Source organism: Pseudoalteromonas sp. S1609 (genome assembly GCF_005887255.1).
Lineage (GTDB): Bacteria > Pseudomonadota > Gammaproteobacteria > Enterobacterales > Alteromonadaceae > Pseudoalteromonas.
Genome location: NZ_PNDJ01000028.1, coordinates 108,816 through 124,788, shown reverse-complemented (window position 1 = coordinate 124,788; position 15,973 = coordinate 108,816). Strand labels below are relative to the sequence as shown.

Here is a 15,973-nt window from a genome sequence, read left to right as displayed (position 1 = left end):
CTGCAAATTTAACCTTGAAAGTTCAACAGACCCTGGTTTAAGCTCACTTAAATCATTACCCTAAGCAGTTAATTCGAAATTACTTCCCTATTATCTCTATATTCCCTTGGTTAACATTTACTAAGCCATAGCTATGCATCCGTGATCGAGAGCCCTCTCCAAATGCCTTTGGCGGATAATACAGCTCCTTCTGCTCTAGGCAATCATTCAATACATCATCTAACGCCGCACGAATTTCACTCAGGGTTTTTTCTAAACTGTTATTAAAGTTTGGTCGTTTTCTGATGGTATGCCCGAGTTCAACTAACCGATAAAAGTACTTATTTGCAAGTTCTAACAGCTCCTCGGGTACATTTTTATTATGGTTAAGTTTAATCTCTGGATTATTAGTACAAAACTCAACAAGCGCTAGATAAAAACACAACGGCTTATTTGCTAACGCCACTTCTTGCTCGGGATAATAACTACTGGATAAAGTTTTACTTTTTAAATTAATCACGAGTATTAATGGCTTTGATTCTAGTGTACTTGGCTCCTGCTCAGTAATGAGTTTTTTATTTCTTTGATAAATTTCAGCCTGTTTTATCATGACCATAAATAATGCACTGACAACAACAAGCAGTATATAAACGGTCACTCTTGTATACGAAAAATGAGGCTGCTTTAAGGATAAAGCTATAAAAACTACACTATTATTGCTATTTAGTTTTCGAATAAACTCATCGGTTTTTAAGGATGAAATAAACTCGTGCTCTGGCACTATCGAAATTACCTCTATACCCGTGCCTTGGATATGAGTATTTACTGTTTGTATGTAATGTTGTATTGCAACTTTATTACCAGAATGTTTAAGAAGCTCATTTGATAAATCGAGCAGAGGTAAGTCTAAAGCGATTTGTTTTTCTATTTGAGCTATTTGTAACTTGTTTACCTGTTGCTGCTTATGTGTTGTTGAAATATAAAACACCAATGAAAATACAATGAATAATATAAAAACACCTAATGACGATACAAGCTTTCTCATTACGACTCCCCTATAAAGGTAACGGGGTAATTATTGCATTGCCAATATGGCTCAACATCTTGATAGTATTGAAACGATTGTTCTTTAGACATACTCAATAAGTGAGATTGTACAGCGCAGAGCAAATCGGTATTGTTATGCTGCATTTTTAAGTACCAACGAGTACCTGCAACATTACTGCTTATGGGCGTAATATAATTCTTTGAGAAGCGCTTACTATCATTTTCTCTCCAAAAAGAGGCAATCAGGTCAACCTGCCCGTTCGCCAGTAATTCCCGCAATTCATTATGTGAGCTGGCATAGGTTATTTTTAGTTGAGCAATATTAAGTCCTAATTGCTTAAACGTTTGTTTTGGCAAAATATGTCCAGATCGGCTAGTTGGATAATCTAGCAGGCCTATTTTTTTGTCTAAAAAATACTGTTTAGTGATCAGAGGCTTCTCTTTTGAAGATATAAAAAACGCGGTGTAATCTGAAAAGCCGACCACTGGCTGATAATTGTAAGTAGTCTCGGCTCTAAACGCTTCCATAATATTATTTTTAGCTAAAATTAAATCCGCAATGCCTTTACCAACAAACTCTAAGCTATCTACGGTTCTGTAGCCCCAATAGCCAATAACAGACCCATATTGCTTTGCCACAACTTTATCATCACACAAGTTTTTAGTGAGCAATTGAGCAACATACTTTGAGGGTGTAAATACTATTAGCTGATTTTGATTAGCCGTTGCCGTGGTTTGACATGTCGTTGATGTTTCTATCATCACTGGGAAAGCTATTTCTTTTTCATCTACAGCCATTTGACCAGCAAACCAACTAAGCAACAACACTATAAACATAAATGTAACAATTGCTGTTTTATGCAACATTAACTTTTTAATATCCAAAAAACACCGATCTAAAATGAAGTTATAATACATTTGAACAATTTTAATTACTTATTACAATAGGTAATTTTACCTATCAAACATAAGGCATTGATAAAAAACAACTTTAAATAAGAAAATATGAATTTTATTGAGTCCTTTCTATCAACATAAAAAATACGGACAATTGACCTTATAAGGTTTTATAAATTAAATTTCACACTTACTAGGATGCCTCGATGCAGATAAATGTAAAACATTCGCTTTCATTAACACTTTTAATTAGTGCAATATTTGCAAGCACAGACTGTAATGCATGGGGGCAAAACGGCCACCGCGTTGTTGGTAAAATTGCAGAGGCTCATGTAAGTGAAACCACCAAGGCCGCACTTATTCCTTATCTCAATGGTGAATCTTTAGCACAAATTTCAACATGGCCAGATGAAATGCGCTCTGCGCCGGGTGATTTTTGGCAAAAAAAATCATCTCGCTGGCACTATATTAATGCAGATGACAATGCAAAATTTAGCTTTAACCACGAACACACTGAACATAAAGAATCAGTAACAAACATATTAGAAGGCATTCACTATTCAATTAAAATATTGAAGGATGATAAATCAAGCCTTGCAGCAAAACAGTTTAGTTTGCGTTTTTTAGTGCACTTAGTCGGCGACAGCCATCAACCATTTCATGCAGGTAGAGCTGAAGATAGAGGCGGGAATCGCATTAAGGTTTCTTTCTTTAACCAACAAACCAATCTTCATAGCTTATGGGATACTAAGCTGGTAGAAAATGAAAATTTATCTTTTACTGAATACGCTCAATTTATAGATACTAATAACAGCGAGTTAATTAACGAGTATTTAAACAGTACCCCAACAAGCTGGCTTGAAGAGTCACACAACCTTGCTTTACAAATCTATAAATCAACAGAAGAAAATATTAGCTACGACTATATTTATAACCACACCCCTATTGTAAAAACGCGCTTACAACAAGCGGGCATTCGCTTGGCTGGATTGTTAAATACATTATTTGATCCAGCGAGTAAACGTTCACAAAAAGCTTTAACACTAAAAGCAACAAAATAAATTCAGTTTCTAACTTAAATAACCTAAACGGGAAATCAACACTATGACAAAGCTTCGCCTTTCGAAATTAACTGGGGCAGTAATTCTTGCTCTAGGAGTTTCAACAAGCGCTATGGCTGCTGACACTTCATCTGCAATGCGTGGTAAAATCACCACACCTTCAGGTGCGAACGCTGCAAACGTTAAAATTAAGGTTGTTCATCAACCTACTGGCACAATCAGTGAGTTAACAACCAATGAAAGTGGTACTTTTATAGCCAATGGTTTACGTGTTGGTGGACCATACATGGTGATTATCGACTCTGATACATTTAACGACACCACCGTTGAAAACATCTTTTTAAACCTTGGTGAAACTTATCGCTTGAAGTCGCAATTAGCACCACTAAATATTGAAAAGATTGAAGTCTCTGGATATAAAATCATCCAACAATCAGGTGGTTCTAGCAGTACGTTTGGTGAAGATACCATTAATAACATGCCTAGCTTTAATCGTGACATTAAAGACATTGCGCGTTTAAACCCACTTGCAAGTATTAATGGTAGCGGTCAACTAACTTTTGCCGGTAGTAACCCACGCACGAATGGTTTAACTGTAGATGGCATTGGCCAAAATGATGACTTTGGTTTAAATTTTGGTGGCTACCCAACCTCACAACCCCCTGTAGCACTAGATGCGATTGAACAAGTATCTGTAGATGTTTCGCCTTTTTCGGCTTCTAAAGGAAACTTTGGTGGCGGTACTATTAATGCGGTAACAAAGTCTGGTACAAATGAGTTTAAATTTTCTGGCTTTTATGAAATATCTACCCCTGATATATCAGGAGATCTTCTTAATATCGTTGAAGAAGATGACCTAGATGCGATTGGTCAAAAAACTTTTTCTACTAATAAAGTAGAGCCTATTCAAACAGAAGAAAGGTTTGGCTTTAATGTTGGTGGAGCACTAATAGAAGATGAGCTGTTTTATTTTGTAAACTATGCAGAATGGTCAAGTGAATCGGATCTTGATTATGGTTTTAGCGGATCAGGTGCTGCAAATGAATTTAATACCACTGAAGCTAATTACAACCGTTTCATTTCAATCTTAAATGATGAGTACGGACTCACTGATTCACTAGCGGGTGCTCCAGAAGATACAAATAAAAACTTATTAGTTAAGCTTAGCTGGAATGCAAGTGATGATCATCGCCTAGATTTTACTTACCAATGGCAAGACGATCAAGATGAGCGTAATTCAAGCTACGGTGGTGATAACATCGTTCTTCAGTCAAATACTTATGCGTATGTTACTAAGTTCAATAATTTTGCCACTAAACTCTACTCAGATTGGACTGAAGACTTTTCAACTGAAATTGGTATTTCTTATAAAGATGTCATTTCAGACAGCGCGACACGTTCTAAATTAGGAAGTATATCGGTAGACGAAGATGGACGTAATGGCCCATCTTACAGCTTTGGTACAGATCAATACCGCCATGCAAATCGCTCTGAAACACAAAATTTAACATTAACATTCGATGCTACTTACTTAACTGATGAGCATGAAATAAATTTTGGAGCTCAGTACGAGTCACTTCGTTTATACAATTTATTTGCTCAAAACTCATTGGGCTCATGGAAGTTTGATAGCTTAGAAGACTTTGCGAACCGCAATGTAGGCTTTTATGATTTCTCTTATCAAAATGCCTACACGAATAATTCGGCTGATACCGCTTATGATGTAAGACGTAATCAACTTGCACTTTACATTGAAGATACTTTCTATGTTGGTGACGACTTAGAGGTTACTGCGGGTGTTCGTTATGAACGTTTATCATCAGATGACAAACCTACTCTAAACGAAAATTTTGCCAATACTTATGGGTTCACCAATCAAGAAAATCTTGACAGCTTAGATATCATTTTACCACGTATTGGCTTTAAATATTATGCGACAGAAGCGCTTACAATTAGCGGTGGTATCGGTCGTTTCCAAGGCGGCATTCCTAATGTTTGGTATAATAACTCATTCCAAAGTGATGGCATCACGCTTGTATCGGCACCTAATGATGTAATAAATGATTACTACGCTAATAACACTGCTGATATTACCCAAGTGCCTGATGAAATTAAAAACTCTTTGCAGCAAGGCGCTGGTAGTGTTGCATATATAGACCCAGATTTTAAACTTCCTTCAAGTATTCGTACCCAAGTTGGTTTTGAGTATGATTTTGACTCTGAGCTATTCGGCGACGGCTTTAAGTGGCAAGCCGAAATCGCGTACCATAAAAAAGAAAATGAAGCCGTATGGCACAATTCTTCAATTACACCTGTTGGCTTAGCTGCTGATGGTGAACGCGTTATTAATCAAACTATATATTCAGGTTCACTTACTGATAACGTTGATATTGAAATGACGAACTCATCTGATGATGGTCGTTCAATCATCTTATCAACGGGCATTGCCAAAGAGTGGGATAATGGTTTATTTATTTCTGCAAGTTATGCGCATCAAGATGTTAAAGAGTCCTCAGCTGGTTCGGCATCACAGGCAGAGGGTAACTATAAACACAATATCACTGTAAACCGCAATGAAGATATTGCTGCTCGCGGGTTTTATGAAATAGAGCATAGCTTTAAAGTTAACCTAGGTTATACCGCTGAGTTGTTTAGTGGTTATGCGACTAAATTTAACGTCTACTTTGAACGTCGCTCTGGTCGTCCATTCAGCTACACAATGGGAATGTATAAAGATGGTCATTTAGGGGATACTAGTTCACTGTTTACAAACGGTGCTTACTTACCTTACATACCAACCGGTGCTAACGATCCAAATGTAAACTGGGGCGAGTCAAAAATTTCTTGGGCTGAGTTAGAGCCTCTACTGCAAAGTGCTGGTATTTCTCAACGTGGCGGTATTTTAGCTAAAAACACAGCTACACAACCATGGGTTACAACCATGGATGTAAGTATAAAGCAGGAAATTCCTGGTTTTGCTCAAGGTCATAGTGGTGAGGTGTACTTTATGATTGATAACTTCGCTAACCTTTTAAATAGTGACTGGGGCATCGAGAAAAGTCTAAGCTATTCAAATCAAACAATTTATGATTTTGGTGGGCTTGACGACCAAGGTAGATATAAACTTGATAATACCTATGGCGGTGCTGATGTAAGGAACTACTCGCGAATTAGTAGCTCATCTGCTTGGCAAGCTAAAATCGGTGTTAGCTATAAGTTTTAATCTATAACTTGCACTGCAAAAATTTATAAATATTAAAAAGCCATTACATTTATGTAATGGCTTTTTTTTTGAAAAAGTCACTTTTCATCTGTTTGTCATAAAAACTACTTACTATCTGCACAGTAAAATATTGAAACATTAATAAAACGCTAAAGTTCGCATGAAAAGTGTTTTATAATAAAAAAGTTACAGTTGTATTTTATTTGTAACAATCAAATGAGGTACACTATGTAAACATTTTGGGTTAGGTGTGTTACTCAGTTTCCTAATCCAAAATTAAAATAAAAAAGCTATTAAAAGTTTATTTAACTACACGGGAAAATAAAATGAAAATTCAACTTCGCAAAACGGCTCTATCACTTGCTATAGCGGCATGTGTTGGTGTGAGTGGTGCTGCAATTGCAAACGAAACAACCTCAGCAATTAAAGGTCAAATAAAGGGTCCTAACGGTAACCCTGCTGCAGGAACTAAAATTACTATCCTACACGTTCCTTCAGGCTCAGTTAAAACAACTGAGACTAACGACGCTGGTTACTTCACAGCAAAAGGCCTTCGTGTTGGTGGTCCATATAAAGTAGTTGTAGATTCTGACACTTATGCAGATCAAGAGTTCAATAATATTATCTTGAACATTGGTAGCGACTACCCTGTTAATACTTCACTTGAAAATATCTCTGATATTGAGCAAATTGTAGTAACTGGCCGACCAATCAGCACTATGTCTGGTGGTACGGGTCCTGCTTCAACATTCACGTTAAGCGATCTTGAAAATCAACCAGCTATTAACCGTGATTTAAAAGATATTATTCGTATTGACCCTCGTGTTGCTATTGATGATAGCCGTGGTTCAATCAACTGTGGTGGTGGTAACCCACGCTTTAACAGCTTAACCCTTGATGGCGTTCGCATGAACGATAACTTTGGCTTAAGCTCAAACGGTTATCCTACTATTCGCGCTCCGTTCTCTTTTGATTCAATCGAGCAAGTAGCAGTAGAATTAGCACCATTTGATGTTCAATATGGTGGTTTCACATCATGTAACATTAATGCGGTTACTAAATCTGGCGGCAACGACATTCACGGTGGTGTATTCTACGATTACACTAACGATTCAATGAAAGGCGATAAGATTGAAGGTGATGACGTTGATAACGGTGATTACAGTGAAAAACGTTATGGCTTTAACGTTGGTTTACCGCTAATCAACGATACACTTTTCTTGTTCACTTCTTACGAAAAACTTGAAGGTGTTAAACAGTTTAACTATTCATCGTTAGTATCGTCAGCTGACATCGAGCGTATTAAACAAATTACACGTGATGTTTATGGTTACGAAGCCGGTGCAACACCAGCAAGCTCACCAGTAGAAGATGAAAAAATCTTAGTAAAACTAGACTGGAACATCAATGATGATCATCGTGCTAACCTAATTTATAACTACAATGATGGCTTTACCTTATCGCAATCAGATGCTGATGGTGATGAGCTAGCATTTGACAGCCACTTTTATGAGCAAGGTGCTGAGTTTACTTCAATCGTTGCATCACTTTACTCTGATTGGAATGACGATTTTTCAACTGAAGTTCGCCTAGGTAAATCAGAGCTTGACGCTCGTGTTGAATCTTTAGACGCGGCAAGTGGCTTTGGTGAGTTCCAAATCAATACTACAGCTGCCACTGTGTACGTTGGTCCTGATGATTCTCGTCAATCAAATGATTTAAACTACGACACTACTACAGCTAAATTTTCAGGTACTTACTACCTTGATCAGCACACTATTACCGCTGGTTTTGAGTATGAAAAGTTAGAAGTATTTAACCAATTCGTACAACACACTGAAGGTGAATGGCGCTTTGCATCTATCGATGATTACGAGCAAGGTATAGCAAGTGCTGTGTATTATAATAATGCAGCAGGCACAAATGACCCAACAGATGCGGCTGCTAGCTTCGCTTATTCACAAAATACATTCTATGTACAAGATGAATACAGTTTTTCAGATATCGATGCATCATTAACATTCGGTCTTCGTTACGATAGTTATTCAAGCGATGATAAACCTACTTTCAACCAAAATTTTACTGATCGTTACGGTTTTAGCAATCAGTCAACGTTTGATGGTATTGATCTAATTCAACCACGTGTAGGCTTTGAGTGGTTTGCAACAGATGAACTAGAAGTGCGTGCAGGGGTTGGCTTGTTCTCAGGCGGTAACCCAAATGTATGGCTATCTAACTCTTACTCAAATGATGGTATTACTAATATCAGTGCTCATCAATTTGGTAGTGTGGATTTATTCGCTCCTGAAAATGTTACAGTTACGGGTGCGGGCCCAGGTTTTGATATTCCGAAATCTCAGTTTGATAAAGTCGCTAACACACCAATCGGTTCAGGTGACGGAACAGTGAATGCTGTTGATCCTAACTTTGAAATCCCATCAGAATGGAAATATTCATTAGGTGCAACATATACAACTGAAAACGATTATGTAATTGCTCTAGATTACCTTTACACTGATAAGCGCGATGCAGCGACATTACGAGATATCGCACTTCGCTCTGCTGGTGAAGTAAGTTTTGACGGTCGTCCTTTGTATGAATCAATTGAAGGTCGTAATGGCGAGCTATTATTGACTAATGTTAACGGTGATAGCGGTTCATCATCAATTATTTCAGCTGCAGTAAGCAAAGCATTCGATAACGGCATAAGTATGCAGTTCTCTTACGCTTATACCGATGCAGATGATGTAAACCCAATGACTAGTTCTGTAGCCAGCTCAAACTACGGTAACCTAGCAACATCAAACCCGGGTAATCCTGGTGTAGCATCATCTGATTACGAAATCCCACATCGCTTTACATTAAACCTAGGTTATAAGCACGAGTTCTTTGATGGTTATGACACTCGCTTCAACCTATTTGGTGAAGCATACAAAGGTTTACCATATAGCTTTACATTCAACGGAAGTGATAGCAAATTTGGTGACGCAAACTCTAATCGCTCGCGTCAATTATTGTATGTACCACTTGAAAACGACCCTAATGTTGTTTACAACATGAGTGCTGATGAAATCAATGAGTTTAACGACTTTATTGCATCTGAAGGTCTTAAACGTGGTGAAATCACTGGTCGTAACCAACAGAACTCTGATTGGTTCGTTAAATTTAACTTTAAAATTACTCAAGAGTTACCTGGCTTTATGGATGGCCATAAAGGTGAAGCATTCTTCGTAATCGATAACTTAACGAATATGTTAAACGATGACTGGGGTGTATTAAGAAAAGGCTCTTTCGTTGGTAATAGAATGCTTAAAGTTGACGTAAATGATCAAGGTCAATACGTTTACTCAGACTTCAGTGCACGTAGTGCTGAGCAATCTGTACAACGCGATGCCTCTTTATGGGAAATGCGTGTAGGTGTTCGTTACACTTTCTAATTTGAGTAATTAAATTAGTCTATTTAAAAGCCCACTTTGTGGGCTTTTTTATGCCTGTAATTTATTTTTTAATTTATCAAAAATAGCGATTAACTGGCGTTGTTCATCATCCGACAAGCAGCTTAATAATGCTTGTTCCCATTGCAATGCTTGTGGTGTTATTTTTTTATACAAAGCCATACCCTTATCACTTAACATCAAAAATGCAGCGCGCTTATCATGCTTATTTAACTCGCTATAAATAAGCCCTTCATCTATTAGCGCTTTTACCGCTCTTGATACTGTCGACTTATCCATATCTGCTTGAGTACATAACTGCTTTGCTGTGCTTTGGCCTAATTGCGCTAAATTAGCCATTATTCGCCACTGCGGAATTGTTAAATCAAACTCTTTTTTATAAATGCTCGAAAAATCGTTACTTACCTGTGTTGCTAAGTGCGTTAATTGATAGGGCAAAAATGTCGTTAAATCTATTTTCATGTTGAATCACTTATTTATTTACACACGACTTTTATCTGTTCACTTTTATTTACAACGGTCGTAATCAGTGCATTTGATATTAGTCTCACTTGAGAGTATCTTAGCGTAAATAACAAAAATATAACACTCCCCCACTTTCACAGGAGTCTGTAATGGCGACACAATTAAACTACATGACCGGCTTTGGCAATGAATTTGAAACCGAAGCGCTGCCTGGTGCATTACCGATTGGGCAATTCAGTCCGCAAAAAGTAAAATATGATTTATACGCGGAGCAATTCAGTACCACTGCATTTACCGCTCCGCGCGCTGATAACCGCCGCACTTGGATGTATCGTATTCGCCCATCGGTTGTGCAGGGCGATTATACAGCCATAGACAATGGCTTAATTAGAACCGCTCCCATTACTGAAGTACCGACTCCACCAACCATGCTGCGTTGGGATCCCATTGATATACCAGCAGAACCCATTGACTTTATCGATGGCTTAATCACTATGGCTGCAAATGGCAGCGCCAATGGGCAAGCCGGTATTGGTATTCATGTTTATGTTGCCAATAAATCAATGGACAAGCGCTTTTTTTATAACGCCGATGGCGAAATGTTATTTGTACCGCAACAAGGTGAACTACTACTTAAAACAGAACTTGGGCATTTAACTATTAAAGCAGGCGAAATTGCCGTTATTCCGCGTGGTATTAAATTTCAAGTAATGTTACTAACCGATACTGCGCGTGGCTATATTTGTGAAAACTACGGCCATGCCTATGTCCTTGCTGAGCGTGGCCCTGTGGGCGCCAACGGTTATGCGAATGATCGTGACTTTCAATATCCAGTAGCGGCTTTTGAAGATATTGAAGGTGATTTCGAACTAATTGCTAAATTTAATGGCAATATGTTCCGTTGTGATATTGGTCACTCTCCCCTTGATGTTGTTGCTTGGACAGGCAACAGTGCGCCTTATAAATACGACTTAGCTCGCTTTAATGTCATGAATACCGTTAGCTTTGATCACCCCGACCCTTCAATTTTTACCGTACTCACTTCACCATCGGGTACTGAGGGCGTTGCGAATATCGATTTTGCTATTTTCCCACCGCGTTGGATGGTGGCTGAAAACACCTTCCGCCCGCCTTACTATCACCGTAATATTATGAGTGAGTTTATGGGCTTAATAGAAGGGGTATATGATGCAAAAGAGCATGGCTTTGTGCCAGGTGGCATGAGCTTACATAACTGTATGTCGCCGCATGGTCCTGAAGCAGACGTATTTGAAAAAGCGTCAAACGCCGATTTAGAGCCACAACGCTACGATAATACGTTGGCGTTTATGTTTGAGTCACGTTATGTAATATCGCCGACTAAATACGCATTAGAAGGTAAAGAGCGCCAAGCTAATTACACTGACTGCTGGCGCACAATCAAAAAACACTTTAATGGCAATCAAGGATAATTAGATTATGAAGCTTTATACTTATTTTCGCTCATCTGCAGCGTATCGTGTTCGAATCGCATTAAATCTAAAAAATATTGATCATCAATTGGTACCTGTTAACTTATTAAAATCAGAACAGCAAAGCACAGATTACTTACAAAAAAACCCACAAGGACTGTTACCAGCTTTAGAAACAGAAGACGGCGTATTAGGTCAATCTCTAGCAATTTTAGAGTACCTTGAAGAGCAATACCCTGAAACACCATTACTGCAAGGTAATGCTTGGCAAAAAGCACACATTCGCAATTTAAGTTACGCAATTGCCTGTGATATCCATCCTATTGATAATTTGCGAGTGCTTAAATATTTAAGTAGTGAACTTAATGTTGATGATGAAGCAAAAAATAAGTGGTACCGACACTGGGTTGAAGTTGGTTTTGAAAAAATTGAACAAATGCTCGATAGCAAAAATACATTTTGCGCAGGCGACTCGCCAAGCTTAGCCGATGTATGTTTAGTGCCACAGGTATTTAATGCCATTCGCTTTAAAGTAGATATGGCTGCCTACCCTAAAATAGCAGCCGTTTATCAGCGTTGTAATGAATTGGCCGCCTTTATTGATGCAGCCCCAGAAAATCAACCCGACGCAAACTAACTTTTTAACGCACTGTGTATTACAGTGACGTGCTCAATTAAGTCTAAGCCCAGATCAGTTAAATAACCGCCATCTGGGCTATCAATAACTCCTTTATCAAACAAACGTTGTGCTGCACTCAGTAAAGCGGGTTCAGCATCTGAATGGAGTTTAATGCCCTGCATTTTGCTTTCGCGTGGGAATTTGGCAAGTAGTGTAAATTCGTCAATCATCGTTTGATTAAATAGCATATGTGTTCACCTTTTTATTGTTCTGTGTTTTACTGAAGTTGTCTTACTTACCCTAGCATGTTTTTTTGCTAAGTGTAGTTATTTTAAACACCTTGAGGTTATTCATGCGTTATTATTTTACTTTTATTATTGCTGTTTTATGCTTGTGTTTTTCAGCTTTAAGCTACGCTAACACAACAAAAACGCTTCCTATTGTTGATGCTACCCAGCTTATAAACACTAACACTGAGTGCTGGTATGATAATAAACGCTATAGCGAAGGTGCCATACTGCAAGTTCATTCTGTTACGCTTATTTGTGCTGCTAAATACCCCCAACATAACAACAGTCAGTTAATTTGGCTAAAACTCGATAAACAAGGTAACCTTATTTATCCCAAGAAGCCTTCTACTATTACTGTAAATTAATCAAGATTAACAATCTGGGATTTGCCAGCCATCTCCAAACTATTAAGATGCGGTAGGATACGTTACAATACAGGCAGTTTAAAAAAGCAGTGTGACTATGAATAATCAACCAAAAAACCCGCTTCATGGGGTAACTTTAGAGCAAATCCTTGTTGAACTAGAACAACGTTTGGGCTTCAAAGCAATGGGCGAACAAGTAAATATCAAATGTTTTACAGATTCGCCAAGTATAAAATCAAGCTTAAAATTTTTACGTAAAACGCCTTGGGCAAGAGATAAAGTAGAAGCGCTTTATATCCATACCATTAATAACAAGCCGTTACATAAGCCTAGAAATAAACCGACTAAGCAGTCAGAATCCTCACAACCTGATACATCAGGTTTTGTATGGCCTTCTATTAAAAAATAAAAGGCTCAAAAATAGCAATGGCGTAATACATACGCCTTTCTAATCAGGTGTTTGCTCTTGGCATATTACATTTAGCGACGCAGGGTTAATGCTCACCACCACTTTATCTGCAGATTTAACCTCGCCATCAATCACGTAATTTAGCGTTTCATCTGCGCTTATTTCTACACGTTTTGCATTGGTATAATGCGAGTTAATAGCAAGATGCGTTTGCGTAATACTGCTAAACATCAGCTCAGCAATACTTAATACCGTGGTTTCATTATCTTTGTTTGGCGTTAACCAATTTACATCCAATAACCCATCGCGGTGATCGGGTTGCCCGCCCCCTTGTGCTAATAACGTAGTAAATGGCGCAGCATTTGCCACAATAAAACTATTTGTATTAATAGTCTCAGGCTCATTATCATCTAATTTAACTATCAGCTGTTGCGCTTTATTTTCGCCAAATGAGTGTAAAAAACCATTTAAATAAGCCAGTTGACCTGATTTATTTTTAGACTCTCGATCTGCTTTTTCAATCATTGCATGCTCAAAGCCAATACCAATTAATAATAGCATCAGCTCATCATTACAATACGCGGTATCAATAAGGTTAGCTTGACCATCAATGATTAAATCACATGCTTGCTCAACAGGAATAAATTTAGATTTTATCCCCATTAATACATGAGCGAGCGCATTTGCTGTGCCCAGTGGTATTATTCCTAATCGACAAGACGTACCCACCAACACACTAGCAACCTCAGTTACAGTTCCATCGCCACCACAAGCAATAATAATATCGGGGTTGCTTTCTATAGCCTGTTTAGCCAATGTAATGCCATTTTGTTCTGGCGTAGTTTTTAAAATGGTTAAATCGTAATACGCAGATAAACGCGCAATAATTAAATGCTCTTTTTCAGACCACAACTTAGTGCCTGAAACCGGATTAGCAATTAAGTACGCTTTGTTTTTTATCAGTAGCTCCCCCTTACGGTGGCGCTTAACTAAATGGCGTAATTGGCGTTTATTAAGATTGGCAGTTTCACGTGTTTCTTTTATTTGTGCAAGAATATCATGTACATCCGCGTCTTTATTTTGACTCAATAAATATGCCGCCATAACAAACACCGAACGTCCACGCCCTAATGCACAATGCACCACAACACGACTGTCTTTTTTAATTTGATGATGTATCCAGTTAATGGCTTGGTTTAACTGTGAGTGTGTAGGCACACTGTGATCAAGAACAGGAATATTTAAATAATCGATATTTTCTTGGGTAGATGTCCATTCAAGGCCATCAAATTCACAGGTAACGTCCAAAATAGCGGTGATGCCATTTTCTTTCAATGTGTCTATATCCGATGGGAATAAACGACATGCTAAAAATAGGTTATCGTTTATTTGCTGAATAGGCGGTACTTTGTCACGCTTACGTGACCACGCATTATAAATTTGCGCACCTAATAAAAAAGGCACAAAGGCCCAGCGAATGTAAAAAGGGATAACGCCATTTTCGCGTTTTCTAAATACTTTCCCTGCGTTAAAAAAATAAGCACCGCTAACTAATAGTAGCGAAAGTGCGGTCCAAAAAAATGCAACTGCAAAATAAATGGAGTTAACCGTTAACCCCAATACTATAAATACCAATGCTGTTACAAGATAACTTACTGCAGCCCACATGTGCTCTCCTTAAAGTTGTTAGCGCAAAATTAACGCTTTTAATATAGCTCGAAGATTGCAAGTAGCACGCCAAAAAGCAACTATTCTTATTTACTGTGTTTAGCTCTTTAGCGCAAGCTCACATAAAACCAGCTAAAAAGATTAAGTTATTGATAATAAATAACTATATCTTTATTTTTGTTTTCCTGTTTTAGCAACTCAATGCTAGTCTTTATTTATGATATTGGCCATAAACTATTTGTATATAAGGCTAGCCCTTTCTTTTTTACAATAGTAAGGGTCAAATATTCATAGTAACTTAATAACTCAGTGTATTAATTATCAAATGGCATAAGTAATGTTTTCATTGCTGGACGTAGTGCAATAAGCACGGTCTCTTCTGTTAACTCAGGAAACAGCATTTTTCGTAATAACAATCCGGCCATCACTGAGAAAATCACATTAATACGGCTTTCTAATTCTTGCTCAGAATGTGATTTTATTAAGCTACTTTCACTCACTAATAGATCCCGCATTCTGTTACGCGCTTGCGTGTCTGCATCACGTAGTAGCAAAGCAACTTTTTTATTTCTACTAGCCTCTGCCATCATATCTAGGTCAATAACGCTGGCTCCGGTGTCCATATGACGCTGTACGCCATGATGTAGACCATCAAGTAACACCGTTAAAATATCACCGGGTTGTTCTTCAAACTCTTGAAATATAGAAAACATTTCTTCCATATCTTTTTCAATAATACGCTCGATTATTGCTTCTTTACTATCAAAATAGTTATAAATATGGCCTGCACTCATACCTGCTGTTCTTGCTATTTCAGCCATACCGGCGCCATGGTAGCCTTTGCGACGAAAACAATCCGCAGCAGCTGTTAATACCTGTTCACGACGCGCTTGTGCTTGCACCGGATCAAGGTGTTTTTTATTTTTAGAATTCATTCGACACTCCATTATCGAGTCACTAGACTCGAAATGTTTAACGTTTATCCCTAAAAAATATAGAGATAAGCGTTAAACAGTATTACTTTACTACGGATAAATCTGCCAT

At 38.0% G+C, this 15,973-nt stretch carries 13 protein-coding genes; 7 read left to right on the top strand and 6 right to left on the bottom strand.

Features of this window, described 5'->3' with window-relative positions:
• Positions 1–79 precede the first annotated feature (79 nt).
• Both CWB76_RS08745 and CWB76_RS08740 read right to left on the bottom strand, forming a co-directional pair.
• Positions 80–1,024 carry a hypothetical protein gene (locus tag CWB76_RS08745; RefSeq protein WP_138606878.1) on the bottom strand — a complete coding sequence of 315 codons (945 nt, stop codon included), beginning with the start codon at positions 1,022–1,024 and terminating at the stop codon, positions 80–82.
• The gene (locus tag CWB76_RS08740; protein ID WP_138606876.1) at positions 1,024–1,893 is read right to left on the bottom strand and encodes a type 2 periplasmic-binding domain-containing protein; all 870 of its coding nucleotides are present in this window, start codon (positions 1,891–1,893) and stop codon (positions 1,024–1,026) included. Before CWB76_RS08740 ends, CWB76_RS08745 begins: the two co-directional genes overlap by 1 nt.
• A gap of 236 nt (positions 1,894–2,129) precedes the next feature.
• On the opposite strand from CWB76_RS08740, the gene CWB76_RS08735 reads away from it, so the two are divergent.
• The 3 genes from CWB76_RS08735 (at position 2,130) to CWB76_RS08725 (ending at position 9,644) form a co-directional block, all read left to right on the top strand.
• The gene (locus CWB76_RS08735; protein ID WP_138606874.1) at positions 2,130–2,984 is read left to right on the top strand and encodes a S1/P1 nuclease; all 855 of its coding nucleotides are present in this window, start codon (positions 2,130–2,132) and stop codon (positions 2,982–2,984) included.
• A gap of 43 nt (positions 2,985–3,027) precedes the next feature.
• Complete coding sequence (locus CWB76_RS08730) at positions 3,028–6,207, top strand: TonB-dependent receptor (protein ID WP_138606873.1); 3,180 nt, start codon at positions 3,028–3,030, stop codon at positions 6,205–6,207.
• 326 nt (positions 6,208–6,533) lie between these two features.
• A complete protein-coding gene (locus CWB76_RS08725; RefSeq protein ID WP_138606871.1) occupies positions 6,534–9,644 on the top strand; it encodes a TonB-dependent receptor in 3,111 nt (1,036 codons plus the stop codon).
• A gap of 48 nt (positions 9,645–9,692) precedes the next feature.
• On the opposite strand, the gene CWB76_RS08720 is transcribed toward CWB76_RS08725, so the two are convergent.
• Positions 9,693–10,124, bottom strand: coding sequence for a MarR family winged helix-turn-helix transcriptional regulator (locus CWB76_RS08720; protein WP_138606869.1), 432 nt, complete (start codon positions 10,122–10,124; stop codon positions 9,693–9,695).
• A gap of 152 nt (positions 10,125–10,276) precedes the next feature.
• Here CWB76_RS08720 and hmgA point away from each other — a divergent pair, with 152 nt between their 5' ends.
• Both hmgA and maiA read left to right on the top strand, forming a co-directional pair.
• Positions 10,277–11,578: a homogentisate 1,2-dioxygenase gene (hmgA, locus tag CWB76_RS08715; protein WP_138606867.1), complete on the top strand. Its 1,302-nt coding sequence runs from the start codon at positions 10,277–10,279 to the stop codon at positions 11,576–11,578.
• A 7-nt stretch (positions 11,579–11,585) separates the two neighbouring features.
• Positions 11,586–12,215: a maleylacetoacetate isomerase gene (maiA, locus tag CWB76_RS08710; protein ID WP_138606865.1), complete on the top strand. Its 630-nt coding sequence runs from the start codon at positions 11,586–11,588 to the stop codon at positions 12,213–12,215.
• On the opposite strand, the gene CWB76_RS08705 is transcribed toward maiA, so the two are convergent.
• Complete coding sequence (locus tag CWB76_RS08705; RefSeq protein WP_008464346.1) at positions 12,212–12,445, bottom strand: TIGR02647 family protein; 234 nt, start codon at positions 12,443–12,445, stop codon at positions 12,212–12,214. The genes maiA and CWB76_RS08705 overlap by 4 nt on opposite strands.
• A 104-nt stretch (positions 12,446–12,549) precedes the next feature.
• Here CWB76_RS08705 and CWB76_RS08700 point away from each other — a divergent pair, with 104 nt between their 5' ends.
• Positions 12,550–12,852 (top strand): DUF1496 domain-containing protein, encoded by a 303-nt coding sequence (locus CWB76_RS08700; protein ID WP_138606864.1) that lies wholly within the window; start codon positions 12,550–12,552, stop codon positions 12,850–12,852.
• 97 nt (positions 12,853–12,949) lie between these two features.
• Positions 12,950–13,261, top strand: coding sequence for a VF530 family protein (locus CWB76_RS08695; protein WP_138606862.1), 312 nt, complete (start codon positions 12,950–12,952; stop codon positions 13,259–13,261).
• Between the two features lie 39 nt (positions 13,262–13,300).
• Here CWB76_RS08695 and CWB76_RS08690 read toward each other — a convergent pair whose 3' ends face one another.
• Together CWB76_RS08690 and CWB76_RS08685 are read right to left on the bottom strand one after the other, a co-directional pair.
• The gene (locus CWB76_RS08690) at positions 13,301–14,929 is read right to left on the bottom strand and encodes a diacylglycerol kinase family protein (protein ID WP_138606860.1); all 1,629 of its coding nucleotides are present in this window, start codon (positions 14,927–14,929) and stop codon (positions 13,301–13,303) included.
• A gap of 314 nt (positions 14,930–15,243) precedes the next feature.
• Positions 15,244–15,864, bottom strand: a complete 621-nt coding sequence (locus tag CWB76_RS08685; protein ID WP_138606858.1) for a TetR/AcrR family transcriptional regulator — start codon at positions 15,862–15,864, stop codon at positions 15,244–15,246.
• Positions 15,865–15,973: the final 109 nt, after the last annotated feature.

Coding starts and splice junctions, on each gene's coding strand:
- CWB76_RS08745 (WP_138606878.1), bottom strand. CDS start 1,024: ATGAGAAAGCTTGTATCGTCATTAGGTGTTTTTATATTATTCATTGTA.
- CWB76_RS08740 (WP_138606876.1), bottom strand. CDS start 1,893: ATGTTGCATAAAACAGCAATTGTTACATTTATGTTTATAGTGTTGTTG.
- CWB76_RS08735 (WP_138606874.1), top strand. CDS start 2,130: ATGCAGATAAATGTAAAACATTCGCTTTCATTAACACTTTTAATTAGT.
- CWB76_RS08730 (WP_138606873.1), top strand. CDS start 3,028: ATGACAAAGCTTCGCCTTTCGAAATTAACTGGGGCAGTAATTCTTGCT.
- CWB76_RS08725 (WP_138606871.1), top strand. CDS start 6,534: ATGAAAATTCAACTTCGCAAAACGGCTCTATCACTTGCTATAGCGGCA.
- CWB76_RS08720 (WP_138606869.1), bottom strand. CDS start 10,124: ATGAAAATAGATTTAACGACATTTTTGCCCTATCAATTAACGCACTTA.
- hmgA (WP_138606867.1), top strand. CDS start 10,277: ATGGCGACACAATTAAACTACATGACCGGCTTTGGCAATGAATTTGAA.
- maiA (WP_138606865.1), top strand. CDS start 11,586: ATGAAGCTTTATACTTATTTTCGCTCATCTGCAGCGTATCGTGTTCGA.
- CWB76_RS08705 (WP_008464346.1), bottom strand. CDS start 12,445: ATGCTATTTAATCAAACGATGATTGACGAATTTACACTACTTGCCAAA.
- CWB76_RS08700 (WP_138606864.1), top strand. CDS start 12,550: ATGCGTTATTATTTTACTTTTATTATTGCTGTTTTATGCTTGTGTTTT.
- CWB76_RS08695 (WP_138606862.1), top strand. CDS start 12,950: ATGAATAATCAACCAAAAAACCCGCTTCATGGGGTAACTTTAGAGCAA.
- CWB76_RS08690 (WP_138606860.1), bottom strand. CDS start 14,929: ATGTGGGCTGCAGTAAGTTATCTTGTAACAGCATTGGTATTTATAGTA.
- CWB76_RS08685 (WP_138606858.1), bottom strand. CDS start 15,864: ATGAATTCTAAAAATAAAAAACACCTTGATCCGGTGCAAGCACAAGCG.